General features: G+C 35.5%; 16 protein-coding genes and 1 tRNA gene. 6 read left to right on the top strand and 11 right to left on the bottom strand.

The features are described from left to right. The 3 genes from AWW83_RS09295 to AWW83_RS09285 all read right to left on the bottom strand — a co-directional run. Positions 1-360: FeoB small GTPase domain-containing protein (locus AWW83_RS09295; RefSeq protein ID WP_200754004.1), on the bottom strand; the 360-nt coding region annotated here is incomplete at its 3' end. Positions 361-369: 9 nt separating this feature from the next. Further along, positions 370-621: a FeoA family protein gene (locus AWW83_RS09290; protein ID WP_234697297.1), complete on the bottom strand. Its 252-nt coding sequence runs from the start codon at positions 619-621 to the stop codon at positions 370-372. Beyond that, on the bottom strand, positions 600-1,052 hold the full coding sequence (locus AWW83_RS09285; protein ID WP_092351096.1) for a Fur family transcriptional regulator: 453 nt from the start codon (positions 1,050-1,052) through the stop codon (positions 600-602). Before AWW83_RS09285 ends, AWW83_RS09290 begins: the two co-directional genes overlap by 22 nt. A 134-nt stretch (positions 1,053-1,186) precedes the next feature. On the opposite strand from AWW83_RS09285, the gene cutA reads away from it, so the two are divergent. From cutA to purM, 5 genes are all read left to right on the top strand, one after another. Continuing rightward, the gene (cutA, locus tag AWW83_RS09280) at positions 1,187-1,519 is read left to right on the top strand and encodes a divalent-cation tolerance protein CutA (RefSeq protein WP_092351095.1); all 333 of its coding nucleotides are present in this window, start codon (positions 1,187-1,189) and stop codon (positions 1,517-1,519) included. Positions 1,520-1,522: 3 nt separating this feature from the next. Further along, positions 1,523-2,296 carry an ABC transporter permease gene (locus AWW83_RS09275; protein WP_092351094.1) on the top strand — a complete coding sequence of 258 codons (774 nt, stop codon included), beginning with the start codon at positions 1,523-1,525 and terminating at the stop codon, positions 2,294-2,296. Then, complete coding sequence (locus AWW83_RS09270) at positions 2,293-3,312, top strand: ABC transporter substrate-binding protein (protein ID WP_092351093.1); 1,020 nt, start codon at positions 2,293-2,295, stop codon at positions 3,310-3,312. Before AWW83_RS09275 ends, AWW83_RS09270 begins: the two co-directional genes overlap by 4 nt. Positions 3,313-3,412: 100 nt before the next feature. After that, positions 3,413-3,700 carry a 4Fe-4S dicluster domain-containing protein gene (locus AWW83_RS09265; RefSeq protein WP_092351092.1) on the top strand — a complete coding sequence of 96 codons (288 nt, stop codon included), beginning with the start codon at positions 3,413-3,415 and terminating at the stop codon, positions 3,698-3,700. A 62-nt stretch (positions 3,701-3,762) separates the two neighbouring features. After that, a complete protein-coding gene (gene purM / locus AWW83_RS09260) occupies positions 3,763-4,758 on the top strand; it encodes a phosphoribosylformylglycinamidine cyclo-ligase (protein WP_092351091.1) in 996 nt (331 codons plus the stop codon). 7 nt (positions 4,759-4,765) lie between these two features. Here the strand turns inward: purM and AWW83_RS09255 are convergent, their stop codons facing one another. The 5 genes from AWW83_RS09255 to AWW83_RS09235 all read right to left on the bottom strand — a co-directional run bounded on the left by AWW83_RS09255 (position 4,766) and on the right by AWW83_RS09235 (position 8,685). Further along, complete coding sequence (locus AWW83_RS09255) at positions 4,766-6,001, bottom strand: MFS transporter (RefSeq protein WP_092351090.1); 1,236 nt, start codon at positions 5,999-6,001, stop codon at positions 4,766-4,768. A 3-nt stretch (positions 6,002-6,004) separates the two neighbouring features. Further along, complete coding sequence (gene nusB / locus AWW83_RS09250) at positions 6,005-6,478, bottom strand: transcription antitermination factor NusB (protein ID WP_092351089.1); 474 nt, start codon at positions 6,476-6,478, stop codon at positions 6,005-6,007. 114 nt (positions 6,479-6,592) lie between these two features. Next, a complete protein-coding gene (locus tag AWW83_RS09245) occupies positions 6,593-7,705 on the bottom strand; it encodes a Glu/Leu/Phe/Val family dehydrogenase (RefSeq protein ID WP_092351088.1) in 1,113 nt (370 codons plus the stop codon). Between the two features lie 12 nt (positions 7,706-7,717). Next, positions 7,718-8,530 carry an ABC transporter ATP-binding protein gene (locus tag AWW83_RS09240; RefSeq protein ID WP_092351087.1) on the bottom strand — a complete coding sequence of 271 codons (813 nt, stop codon included), beginning with the start codon at positions 8,528-8,530 and terminating at the stop codon, positions 7,718-7,720. 82 nt (positions 8,531-8,612) lie between these two features. Continuing rightward, positions 8,613-8,685 (bottom strand) — tRNA-Phe (locus AWW83_RS09235). A 134-nt stretch (positions 8,686-8,819) separates the two neighbouring features. Here AWW83_RS09235 and AWW83_RS09230 point away from each other — a divergent pair. Continuing rightward, a complete protein-coding gene (locus tag AWW83_RS09230) occupies positions 8,820-9,992 on the top strand; it encodes a metallophosphoesterase (protein WP_092351086.1) in 1,173 nt (390 codons plus the stop codon). Positions 9,993-10,027: 35 nt separating this feature from the next. Here AWW83_RS09230 and AWW83_RS09225 read toward each other — a convergent pair whose 3' ends face one another. From AWW83_RS09225 to AWW83_RS09215, 3 genes are all read right to left on the bottom strand, one after another. Further along, positions 10,028-10,240: a histone H1 gene (locus tag AWW83_RS09225; protein ID WP_092351085.1), complete on the bottom strand. Its 213-nt coding sequence runs from the start codon at positions 10,238-10,240 to the stop codon at positions 10,028-10,030. Positions 10,241-10,291: 51 nt separating this feature from the next. Beyond that, entirely contained in the window at positions 10,292-11,401 is a 1,110-nt protein-coding gene (locus AWW83_RS09220) for a homospermidine biosynthesis protein (RefSeq protein WP_234697296.1), read from the bottom strand. Positions 11,402-11,528: 127 nt separating this feature from the next. Then, positions 11,529-12,791 carry a BamA/TamA family outer membrane protein gene (locus AWW83_RS09215; RefSeq protein ID WP_159421168.1) on the bottom strand — a complete coding sequence of 421 codons (1,263 nt, stop codon included), beginning with the start codon at positions 12,789-12,791 and terminating at the stop codon, positions 11,529-11,531. Between the last annotated feature and the right edge of the window lie 191 nt (positions 12,792-12,982).

Genomic DNA, 12,982 nt, shown 5'->3' with positions numbered 1-12,982 from the left:
AGCAACGACAACAGGTTTCCCGGAATCTATAAGTTGTAGAGTGAGGAAAAGATCTCGTTCAAGGTTAACCGCATCAACAATGTTTAAAACAACATCTGCATCAACAATTATATTTTTTGCAATTCTTTCTTCGTCATTAAAAGAAGAAAGCCCATAAATCCCAGGCGTATCATAAACGATGAAATCTTTATATCTTCCCTTCAAAATCTCAACAGTTGTCCCCGGATAATTTGACACCTCTACATATAAACCCGTTAAATAGTTAAAGAAAATTGATTTCCCAACATTCGGATTTCCAGCGAGGACAAGTTTTTTGAATTTTTTCTCCGTTTTTGTATCAACTACTTGATGTGTATGCATTTATAAGTTTCAAATTTTTTTGACAAGTATTTTCTTTGCTATTTCACTTCCGACTGCTATTTCTTGATGTCGTTTTGTAATTATAATTGTTCCACCGGGCAATCTATGGGAGCATCTAACTTTTGAACCTTCCGTCACGCCAAGACGAACAAATTGCGTTTTCAAATTTCCCAATGGCAACTCACATATTTCAAGTTCCATACCTGGTTCGGCATCTATCAATCGCATAATCTCATTATCTATTTCTCTTTTTCTGCGCATTTTGCACAAAGACCAAAAATTTGATGAGTATGCCTTATCGGTTTAAATTTGTATTTCTTGCAAATCTCATCTTGAATTCTTTCAATTTCTTCACTTGTAAATTCAATTATCGTCCCACAATTAACGCAAATTAAATGGTCGTGATGCGATCTTCCCAACGCTCTCTCATATATGAAGACATTCCCGACTTTATGTCTTGATACAACGCCAAGTTCAAACAGTAGTTCAAGCGTGTTATAAACTGTCGCTCTTGAAACTTTTTTCCCTTCACTTTTCATCTTAACAAACAAATCCTCTGCTCCAAAATGCCCTTCCATTCCAAGAATCGCTTCCAAAACTTCATATCTTTGCTCGGTTGCTCGTAAATTTCCTCGCCTTAAATAACTTGTGAAATCTCTTTTTGCTTTTTCAATTAATTTTGCGCTCGCCATATCTTCAAGCAATTTAAATTTAATCTAAATAAAGTTAAAACATTTTCGGCTAAAAAGCAAATTCAAGCATCGTAAAACTTGAACTTGTCAAATCAACTTCATATTTTTATTTCACAAAAACAAAAGCGGAAGCTATGATGACAGATTTTATAGTCGTTTTCATAACAACTCCAAATGTAATTGAGGCAAGAAAAATATCAAAAACGCTCGTTGAAGAAAAACTCGCTGCGTGCTGTAACATAATTGAGCGAGTTAACTCAATTTATTTCTGGCAAGGTAAAATTGAAGATGATTTTGAATCCTTGATCATCATTAAAACGAAAAAAGATGTCTTCCCAGAACTTGTTAAGCGTGTTAAAGAACTTCACAAATACACAGTTCCCGAAATAATCGCTTTGCCTATAATTGAAGGTTCGGATTCATACTTGAATTGGGTTAACGAAACAGTTAAGCAAGTTGAAAAGTGAATTATGAGGACAGCTGGCAATCTTTTATTTAAAATTTACATCGCTTCCGTTTACGCATTTTTATATCTGCCGATTTTTGTTTTGATAATTCTTTCGTTCAACAAATCAAGATGGACGACAATTTGGGAAGGATTTTCTTTACAATGGTATGGAAAGCTTATAACGAACAAAATTCTTCTAAACTCATTGAAAAATAGTTTGATTATTGCTTTCCTTGCAACATTTATCTCAACAGTTTTTGGAACGATTGGGGCGATGGCTTTGAGAAAACTTGATTTTAAACTTAAAGAAAGCTTCAAGCTCATTGTATATTTGCCAATTATAATTCCTGAAATTGTGCTTGCTGGTTCATTGTTAAGTTTTTTTGGTTTCGTCAAGATAACGCTTGGCTTCACAACTGTGATAATCGCACATGTGGTATTTAGCATCTCTTATGTTATTTTGATTGTGCTTGCAAGATTACAAAACATTGAGAGAGAAATTGAGGAATCGGCACTTGATCTTGGGGCTAATGAATTTGAGGTTTTCAAAAGAATAACTTTGCCTTTACTTTCACCAGCGATAATTTCGGCATCTTTGATCGTCTTCACGCTTTCAATTGATGACTATCTCATCACATCTTTTGTCTCTGGAGTTGCATCAACCACTCTTCCACTTCAAATTTATTCAATGCTTAAAACAAGCGTTACACCAGAGATAAACGCAATTTCAACAATTATGCTTCTTACAACGACGACAGCCATAATTTTATCACAAAAATTATTGATGACGAAATGAGAAAGAAACTGTTAATTTTATTTCTCGCATCTCTTCTTATCTCCTGCGCTGGAAACAAGAACAAAGTCAATGTTTACATCTGGTCTGATTATCTATCGCCAGATGTGATTGAGAAATTTGAGAGGGAAACAGGTATAAGTGTAAATCTTGACACATACGATTCAAACGAAGCATTGCTTGAGAAATTGCAAACGGGCGTAAGCAAATATGATGTCGTTGTTCCATCTGATTATATGGTTCAAATTTTAACAAAACAGAATTTGCTTCAAAAAATTGACAAGCAAAAGATTCCAAATTTAAGATACATCAACAAAAAATTTTTAAATCAAGAGTTTGATCCAGAAAATAATTTTTCCGTCCCATTTTTCTGGGGGACAACTGGCTTTGCGTATAGAAAAGATAAACTTGGTGAAGTTCCAAATTCATGGCAAACTTTATTTGACGAAAAATATGCTGGAAAAATTTTGATGCTTGATGATATGAGGGAATGCTTTGCGGTTGCTTTGAAATTGCTCGGTCATTCAATAAATGAAACCGATACAACTGTTTTATTGAAAGCAAAAGACCTCTTAATGAAGCAGAAAAAACTTGTCAAGCAATACAACAGCTCGGGATTTGATCAGGCAATTTTATCTGGCGATGTTTGGATAGCGCATGGATGGAGCGGACAACTTGTGAAAATTTCAGAGACAGACACAAATATAGTTTATGTCCTACCGAAAGAAGGTGGAACTTTATGGATTGATAATCTTGCAATCCCAAAATCAGCTGAAAATGTTGAGAATGCACACAAATTTATAAACTTTCTTCTCAAGCCCGAAATAAGTGCACGTGTGAGCGAATTTTCTGGATATGCGACGGTAAATGATTCAGCGAAAAAATTCATCAACCCACAATATCTCACGCCTCAAAGATACCCTGACGATGAAACGCTTAAAAATTTTGAACTAATGAAAGATCTTGGAAAAGTGACAAGGTTGCTTGATAGATTTTGGACAGAGATAAAATCGCAGTGAAACCCGTAATTTTTAAATTTTGACAAAAGTCAATTTTTAGTTCGCTTTTTATTTTTAAATTTTTGGTGCAAACTTTAAAAACAAAACAAGGAGAACCTCAATGGCTTACATCATTGCCGAACCCTGCGTCGGTGTCTGCGACACCGCTTGCGTCCAGGTCTGTCCCGTTAACTGCATTTATGGTCCAGAAGGTTATGATGTGACTAATGAGGAGCATCTCAAAGAGATGCGTGAGAAGAAAATGCAACTTTACATTCATCCGCAAGAATGCATTGATTGTGGTGCTTGCCAGCCGGAATGCCCTGTTGAAGCAATCTTCCCAGAAGCAGAGGTGCCGGAGAAATGGCAACAATATATCAGGATTAACTACGCAAGATTTGGGCTGTAATTTTTCTAACCCCGACCAAAAAAGGTCGGGGTTTTTTGATTTAAAATAAAGTAAAGACAACAATGAAAACATACAAAGAGGCAGGCGTTGATGTTGAACTTGCAGATAAACTTGTTGATAAAATCAAACATTTAGCGAAGAAAACATTTAACCAGCGAGTTTTAGCCGATATAGGTCTTTTTGGTGCTTTTTACGATATAAAATTTGAAGAATACAAGCATCCTGTCATTGTTTCAAGTGTTGATGGTGTTGGAACGAAATTAAAAATCGCATTTCTTGTCAACAAACACGACACAATTGGACAAGACCTCGTAAATCACTGCGTAAATGATATTCTCGTTTGTGGTGCTAAACCTTTATTTTTCCTTGATTATTTCGCAACAGGGAAATTAAATCCAGATACATTTGAACAGGTGATGTTGGGAATTGCGAAAGCGTGTGAAGAAAATAACTGCGCTCTCATCGGTGGTGAAACTGCGGAAATGCCCGGATTCTATCAAGAAGGTGAATACGATATAGCGGGAACAATTATTGGAATCGTTGAAAGAGAGAAAATCATAAAAGGTGATAAAGTTAAATCCGGCGATATTTTGATCGCCTTGCCATCAAACGGGCTTCACACAAATGGTTATTCCCTCGCAAGGGCTGTTTTGCTTGAAAAATTTAAAATTGACGACTTTATCCCCGAACTTAACTTAACACTCGCTGAAGAACTTCTCAAAATTCATCGCTCTTATCTTAAACCTGTCTCTAAACTTCTTGAAAAATTTGAAATCCACGCAATGTCCCATATTACGGGAGGCGGAATCATTGGAAACACCAAAAGAGTTGTCCCACAAAACCTGCAGATAAAAATTGATTGGAGCGCATGGGAAAGACCAGAAATTTTCAAACTAATTCAGAAACTTGGAGATGTCCCAGAAGAAGATATGCGAAGAACTTTCAATTTAGGTGTCGGGCTTATTTTGATCGTTGATAAAAACGATGCAGATAAAATCTTAACAGAATTAAAAATTTTGAACGAAAAACCTTTCGTCATTGGTGAAATTTCAAATTAAAAACGACTCAACCCTGAAATTTTTCTTCTCTAACCCTTTGCAATAAAATCAGACCCGCTATAAAAAATAAAGCAACCGAAATTACCGCAATTCTTTGACTCCCCGTCAAAGAAGAAACAAACCCGAAAACAAGAGGTCCAAGTATCGCAGATGATTTACCAAAGAAAGAATAAAACCCGAAAAATTCCGTCTTCTTTTCAAACGGAACTATTTTTGACATCAAACTTCTGCTTGTTGATTGAGACGAGCCCATTGCTGAACCAGCAATGAACCCAATTATGTAAAAACTTGTCTTATCAACACAAAAATAAGCCCCAATCGCAGTTATCACCCACATCAAAAGTGTAATGCTCAATGTTTTCTTTTGACCGATGCTATCTGCTATCACTCCGAAAACAACAGAACCAAGAATTGCAGTTGATTGAACCGTGAGAAAGAAAGTTAGTATTTCGGTAAGTGAAAAATTTAAAGTGTGTCTTGCAAAAATAGATGCAAAGATTATTACAGTGTTTATTCCGTCTGCGTAGATGAAATATGAAAGAAGAAAGTTTCCGATGTTTTTGTATCTGGTTGCGTTTTTGAAAGTTGATTTCACACGCTCAAGCCCGATTTTAAAATACGAAACTTTTTCCTGCGATGGATTTTTTTTCTCTTTTATGATCAAAAAAAATGGAAGTGAGAAGACAAGAAAAAACAAAGATGCGACGACAAATGTAAATCTGACATTGAACATATTTTCTGGCGTAAATTCCCCTTTTAAAAATGGAAATGCAACGAGCAAAGAAATAAAAGAGCCAACATAACCCATAGCAAATCCATAGCCCGAAACCCTTCCATAACTTCTCTCGCTTGTTATTTCTGGCAGAAAAGCATCGTAAAAAACAAGCCCACCTTCAAATCCAATGTTTGCAAGTATAAGCAAAATCATCCCAAGCAATACATCTCCCCTTTCAACAAAAAACATCAATCCAGTTGAAACAATGCAAAGCAAGGTGAAAATAAGAAGAAATGTTTTTTTATTTGAGCCATAATCAGCGATCGCTCCAAGAAATGGAGATATGAAGGCAACTATAAACATTGAAATGCTAAAAGCAAGTCCCCAAAGAAAATCGCCAATTTGAGAATTTCCAGTTACAATTTCTCTGAAATAAACCGAATATGCTGTTGTTAAGATTAAAACCGAAAAAGAAGTATTTGCGAAGTCAAAAAGTGTCCAGATGAAAATTTTAAATCTATTCCCCACATCCTAATCCCCTTCTTTTCTCAAACTTTTATCAATCAAACCACGCCCTTGTTTCACAAGTTCACCTTTTTCTTTAAGTTCATTATAAATTGCATCAAGAACTCCGTTCACAAATTTACCGCTTCTTTCTGTGCTGAATTTTTTCGCAAGTTCTATGGCTTCGTTTATCGTGACCTTCGGCGGTATCTCTGGGAAATACTTAAATTCACAAATCCCCATCCGAAGGACAATTTTATCAATCAAAGCAAGTCGTTCAATTTCCCAATTTTTTATCTTCTTTGCTATCATTTGATCAAATTCATCAACATGCTCAATCACACACATAAAAAGTGCTTTGCCAAATTCGTATCCATCTTTATCGCTTTGAAACTCGGAGAATAAATCAGAAAGTATAAATTCGGGCGAATTGCCAGATAACTCATAAGCATAAAGCATTTGAAGAACTCTTTCACGAATTAATCTTCTTTTAAACGCCACACGTTCTTGCTCGCTATTTGGTATTTCTTTTTCTATAATATCTCCCGATTTTTAATTTAAAAATACAAAGGGCGATTCACCCTGAAAAAGATGAACCGCCCATTGGTTAAAAACTTAACTTGAATGTCTGCTTGTTATCCCAAAATGCCTCGTTGAAAAATCAACAGATATTTTCTTTATCTTCAAAGCGCTTGCGATTCTTTCCTCTGCTATCCTGTTTGATGCAACATGCGTCGGGATATTTTCTTTCTTTGAAACTTCAAAAACCCTCATCAAAGTATCGTATATTCCCTCTGCTTTCCTCATCGCGTGTTCTTTGCTATAACCTTCAACTTCTCTTCCGACATTTATCAAACCGCCTGCATTTATCACATAATCAGGTGCGTAGAGAATTCCTCTTTCCATAAGCATTTTATCGTGTTTATCTTCATCAAGAAGTTGATTATTTGCACCGCCTGCGATGATTTTGAATTTAAATCTCGGGATTGTCTCATCGTTTATTATCCCACCAAGAGCACATGGCGCAAAAATATCAGCATCAACATCATAAATTTTATCTGGCTCTACAAATTCTGCTTTATATTCTTGAACACATTGTTTCACTTTTTCAGGGATTATATCAGTTATATAAACTTTTGCTCCATCTTTTGCAAGATGCTGACACAAAAATCTTCCAACTTGACCTGCTCCTTGAATTGCAACTTTTTTACCAGCAAGTGATTCATTTCCATAAACTTGCTTAACACACGCTTTAATTCCAACATAAACACCGTAAGCTGTAACAGGCGCTGGATTTCCGCTTCCACCCAATGATTCAGGAATTCCAGTAACATATTTTGTTTCAGCGTAAATCCACTCCATAACTTTTTCATCTGTTCCAACATCTTCCGCAGTTATGTATCTTCCACCCAAGCTTTGGACAAATCTTCCAAAAGCTCTAAAAAGTGCTTCACTTCTTTGTGTTTGTGGATCACCGATTATAACTGCTTTTCCACCGCCAAGATTAAGTCCTGCAACAGCTGCTTTGTAAGTCATTGCTTTTGAAAGACGAAGAACATCATAAAGTGCGTCTTCTTCTTTTTCATATTTCCACATCCTAACACCTCCAAGTGCTGGTCCAAGAACCGTGTTATGAATTGCGATTATCGCTTTTAACCCAGTAGAATCATCATAACAATAGACAACTTGCTCATGACCATGCTTCTGGATTAGTTCAAATACATTCATGGCTTTTTCTCCTTATTTTATTTTGAGTTTATTTACAAAGTGCCCGATTTTGTCGGGCAAAAGAGTAATCCTTGGTTTACCTGTTACGGGATTAGGATCAACGATCACATCTGCTTCATAAACATTTTTGATGTTTTCTTCGGTTAAAACAACATCTGGCTTGCCTATTTTGTAAACTTCGCCTTTTGATAAAAGTATGATTTTATCGCTATAATGCGAAATCAAATTTAAATCGTGCGAAACAGAAATCACAATTATACCTTTTTCAACCGCAAGCGCTTTAAGCAATGAGAAAATTTCAATTTGATGTGAAATGTCAAGATGAGCATTTGGCTCATCAAGTAAAATTATTTTCGGTTGTTGCGCAAGCGCTCTGGCGATCAAAACCATTTGCCTTTCCCCGAACGAAAGCTCTGTTATAGGTTTTTGCGAAAGATGACTTATCTTTGTAAGCTCCATAACTTCAATTGCAATTTCAATATCGTTGCGACTCTCAAACCCTATACCCTTCAAATATGGTGTTCTACCCATCAAGACAACTTCCATAACTGAATATGGGAACACAAATGAATTATCCTGTGGAACAAAGCCAATTATTTTTGCCAGATCTTTCCTTGGATACAAATTTATATCACGATTAAAAATTAACACTTTCCCTTTTTGAGGTATGAGGAGGCGTGCTAAAATTTTAAGTAATGTTGTTTTACCCGAACCATTTGGACCTGTTAAACTTACGAATTCCCCCTGCTCAATTTCAAAGCTTATATTTTTAAGAACGGGCTCTATGCTGTATCGGAAGCATATTTCTTGAACTTTAACTGTCATAACATAAGCACGATTTTATAATCTCGCATAAAATTTAATCAAAAAAGTCAAATTATGCAATTACCCCATTTAAAATAAAAAGTGGGCAGGCGCGGAATCGAACCGCGGACACACGGCTTTTCAGGCCGTTGCTCTACCGACTGAGCTACCTGCCCAGATTTCAAATTAAATATAAAAAATTTTTAAAATCAATGCAAGTTCAAAATCCTCGCAAAACTTTTGCAAAAAATCAAAATTGATTAACTTTATAAAAAACTTTTTCAACCAAAACAAATTCTCAAAGCAAAATATGTCTGTATTTGCAATTTTTATGCTCACATTAATCGCAGGCGTTCAAATTTATCTACTGCGAAAATTAACACTTTACATAGAAACGACAAGATTTAAGAATTTTTCAAAAATTCTCCCTGCAATTTTTGTCATCTTCAATCTTCCAACACTTCTCATAATCCTTGACAGAATCTTCAAGTTTCAAAACTTCATTGATTTAACCCATCCGCTTATACTTTATCCACTCTCAATCTGGCAAGGAACAACTATTTTTGTTTTTCTTGTGCTAATGACAACAAAATTTGTCTCTCTATTTACAAAGCCGATATTTAAAAAACTTAACAGAAACAAAATTCAAAATTTTGACGAATCAAGACGAAAATTTTTAAAAACTGCATTTTTCGGCGTCTCCGCTTACGCATTTGCAGGTTCAACGCTTGGAACATTAGCAAGAAATGATTATAAAATTGAAAGAGTGAAGATAAAAATTGAAAATTTACCAGATGAACTTAAAGGTCTCACAATTGCTCTAATAAGCGATATACACTCTGGAATTTTTATGACAGAAGAAGATATGAGAGAATATGCCCGTGCAATTGAAAATTTACAACCCGACTTAATTCTTCTTCCAGGTGATTTTATTACTTCTGACCCAGAAGAAATTTATCCATTTGTGAATGCATTTAAAAATTTAAAAGCAAAATACGGCGTCTTTGCAACGCTTGGAAATCACGAGTTTTTCGCAAGACAACCTCAAATGATAACCAAATTGCTTGAAGAAAATGGAATGAGGGTTTTGAGAAATGAAAATGAAAAAATTGAAGTAAATGGAGAAAAAATTTTTATCGTTGGAATTGATGATCTTCGCTACGGTGCAGACCTTGACAGAGCGCTCAAAAATGTTGAGAAAAATAAATTAAAAATTCTTCTCTCGCACAAGCCATATGCATTTCAAAAGTTTGCATACAATCAAATTGAATTAACTGTTTCAGGACATACACACGGCGGACAGATAGTTTTTGCGAAGATTGACGACACTTATATAGCTCCGGCTTCGCTTGTTTCAAAATTCGTCGCAGGACATTATAAACTTGGTAACTCACATCTTTATGTGACAAGAGGTGTTGGAGTTGTAGGGCTTCCGATAAGGTTTAATTGCCCGCCAGAAATAACCCACATAACACTTCTTTAAAAAAGAAGGGGCACAAAAATGTGCCCCTAACTTTCTCATTCACCAGCTGATTCGGTCTTTTTTGCTCCCTTCTTCTCCTGCTTGATTTGTTGTATTTCAACCCTAATTTCCTGAGCAAGTTTCCTTAGCTCCTGCATCTTTTTCCTCAACCTTGTCCCAGCAGACATTACGCCCTTCTCATAAAACTTTCTGAAATCATCTTCAAGAGAATTTACAAATTCCTGCAGCTGTTGAAATCTGTGATGCATAACTACCTCCAATTTTGAGTTTTTGATTTAGTTGATTTTGCGGATGAAACTTTATATTTTCACTTTTCCTTTTGAAACCGCCTTTAAATGTGCATTTTTCAAATTTTCCAGCATTTCATCCCGTTTATGATAAAGATTTTTGTGCTTTCTTGGTTTTCTTTTCGCAAGCGCATAAGATACAAGAATTGGCATTGCGATCGTTGAATCAGTATAACATACAACAGCATCAGGCAATTTATCGGGGTCAACTTTTCCCCAACTTACCGCTTCAGATGGAGTTGCACCGGATAAACCACCCGTATCGGGTCTTGCATCTGTAATTTGGAGAAAATAATCGTGTCCTTTTTCATCAATTCCAAGGACTTCCTGAATCTGTGGCTCGGTTTGAAGAAGGAAATTTTTAGGAGAACCACCACCAAATATCAAAACTGCACTTTTCCCACCCCTTGATTTTGCCCAGTAAACAATTCCAGCTGTCTCATTAACATCCCTTGACACATCAATTTTAACTTTATACCCGTTTAAAGCCATCGCTGCTACATTCATACCAATTGAACTATCACCAGGAGATGAAACATAAACTGGAACGCCATACCTATATGCAGCTGAAAGAATGCTCATATTTTTCACACCAAGTGCTTTTTCTCTTTCATAAACATATTTCCCAAGCAAATAATGAAACTCCGCCGTTCCCATTTCTTTTTGAAATTCTGGCTGTTTTAAAACTTCTCTTATAAACTTATCCGTTGAAAGCAACACTTCATAATCAAAAAGAATGTCATAAATTCTTATTACGCCCTCTTTTCTCAAAATTCTGTCATCAACAAACGGCGTTCCGCGATGTAGTTCATGCCCAATTGAAAAATGAATATCGTGATAAAGATTTGCACCCGTTGAAACGATCCAATCAACGAAACCAGCTTTAATAAGTGGAACAATGCAACTTCCCCCAAGTCCAGCTGGCGTCAATGCCCCAGTTAAACTCATACCAACTACAACATCATCCTCAAGCATTTTTTCAACGAACAGCTGACACGCTTCTCTTAATCTCCCTGCGTTATATGCTTGGAAATACTCATCAACAAGTTTTGTAATCCTTATATCAGGTTCAATCGGTTTGCGATTAATTGGTTTTCCAGAGAGCAAATGTTTTTTCTTCAACCTCACCTCTTTTTCTTTGTTTTAAACTCACATCAAAATTCTAAAATTTTTTTAAAAAAGCAAATTTTCGCACATTTTACGCTCAAAAATAAAAAATCATAATTTCTACTGGCATAATTTTTGCAAATTATTCAAATCCCGCCCTAAAATCAACAAAAATTTGTTTACCTCCAGCATTATTTAACGCATACCCCACCCCAAAGAGCAAATCATACGGCAGGATAAAATTCAACTCAACGCCATATCCTCTCAAATAATCAATTTTCAAAACATTTTCACCATTAAACCATGTCCTTCCAATATCCCCAAAAATTGCAAAATCAACGCCAAATTTTAAAATTGAGAACTCTTCAATTGGCGCTTTCTCCCACTTGAAAAATCTTTGCTTTATAACTGGAATGCGATATTCCAAAGTCCCCGCAAATATATTTTCTCCCTCAAAAACATCGTTAAAATAACCCCGAATTCTTTCGTCATAACCAAAATAATAATGTGAATAGACAGGAATTTTTCTCCCAAAAGAATTTAAAATAAACAGTCGTCCTGCTATTAAGCCCAGAGCAAATTTTTTAAACATTTGAACTTCCACTCCACCCTGCAAAAATGAAGCATTAAAATTCAAAAGTTGATTATACCTGTAAAAAATGCTGAAAAGAAATCCTTGATTTGGATAAATCGGAATATCTCTTGTATCGTATCTGAAACCAAAGCCAAACATAAAAATTTCATCTTTTCCAGATGGAGAAATTGTCTTTTCAACGCCCAAATCAATTGGTTGAGATGTTTCAGCATTTGCAATTGAGATTTTTCTAAAAGCGCTCGTCGTCCAAAATTTTTTGTAAAGCCCGAGCCTTTTCCCAAGCGTAAAGTTAATTGCTGTATGTTCTTCATAAAAAGAAGCGCTGAACAATCTACTTCTGTTTTTCACCCTTTGATAAAATGCTTCAAAAGAATAAAACAAATTTTTACTTCCCAAAACCCATGGATTTTGATACTCAACCTCAATCCACGGGTCATAACCAAGAGCAAATGAAAAAATCAATTTTTCATTTCTACCTCTGAAATTTGTGTGAATTAACCCAGCCCCGTAGTATAATTTTTTTATATCTCTGTCCTTCCATCCTAAAATTGGAAATGGCCAAATATACCATCTCTCATTTACCCAAACATAAACGATAGCAGTATTATCAGAATCTTTCTCAAACCAGATCTTGACTTTATTAAAAAGTCCCGTCCCATAAACCCTATTTTCATTGTATGAGATTAAAGATGTGTCAAGAACTGAGCCAGCCGAAAATGTCAATTCCCTTGCGATGATTTCCGACTTCGTTTTTTCATTCCCAACAAAGACAATTTTTTTGACATAAAATTTATCTTGCCCCTGAAGCAAGCAAACACCGAGAAAAAACAAAATAAGAGATAAACTCCGCATAAAACATTAAAAAATTAATTTTGGAAAATTAAGGCAAGGGCAAATTTTTTCTCCTTAAAAACATCAACCAATCAACATTTCTATCAAGCAATGGAACTGCAAGAATTCTATTATTAAAACCAAGAAAGCGAACAACGATCGTATTTATG

Origin of the sequence: Candidatus Chryseopegocella kryptomonas (assembly GCF_001536065.1) — a bacterium.
GTDB lineage: Bacteria > Bacteroidota > Ignavibacteria > Kryptoniales > Kryptoniaceae > Kryptonium > Kryptonium kryptomonas.
Note: the sequence above shows the minus strand (reverse complement) of the source record. Positions and strands in the feature narration are given on the sequence as shown.

Excerpts from the sequence above, each read along its gene's own strand:
- AWW83_RS09290 (WP_234697297.1), bottom strand. The coding sequence starts at position 621 with ATGCGCAGAAAAAGAGAAATAGATAATGAGATTATGCGATTGATAGAT.
- AWW83_RS09285 (WP_092351096.1), bottom strand. The coding sequence starts at position 1,052 with ATGGCGAGCGCAAAATTAATTGAAAAAGCAAAAAGAGATTTCACAAGT.
- cutA (WP_092351095.1), top strand. The coding sequence starts at position 1,187 with ATGATGACAGATTTTATAGTCGTTTTCATAACAACTCCAAATGTAATT.
- AWW83_RS09275 (WP_092351094.1), top strand. The coding sequence starts at position 1,523 with ATGAGGACAGCTGGCAATCTTTTATTTAAAATTTACATCGCTTCCGTT.
- AWW83_RS09270 (WP_092351093.1), top strand. The coding sequence starts at position 2,293 with ATGAGAAAGAAACTGTTAATTTTATTTCTCGCATCTCTTCTTATCTCC.
- AWW83_RS09265 (WP_092351092.1), top strand. The coding sequence starts at position 3,413 with ATGGCTTACATCATTGCCGAACCCTGCGTCGGTGTCTGCGACACCGCT.
- purM (WP_092351091.1), top strand. The coding sequence starts at position 3,763 with ATGAAAACATACAAAGAGGCAGGCGTTGATGTTGAACTTGCAGATAAA.
- AWW83_RS09245 (WP_092351088.1), bottom strand. The coding sequence starts at position 7,705 with ATGAATGTATTTGAACTAATCCAGAAGCATGGTCATGAGCAAGTTGTC.
- AWW83_RS09240 (WP_092351087.1), bottom strand. The coding sequence starts at position 8,530 with ATGACAGTTAAAGTTCAAGAAATATGCTTCCGATACAGCATAGAGCCC.
- AWW83_RS09230 (WP_092351086.1), top strand. The coding sequence starts at position 8,820 with ATGTCTGTATTTGCAATTTTTATGCTCACATTAATCGCAGGCGTTCAA.
- AWW83_RS09225 (WP_092351085.1), bottom strand. The coding sequence starts at position 10,240 with ATGCATCACAGATTTCAACAGCTGCAGGAATTTGTAAATTCTCTTGAA.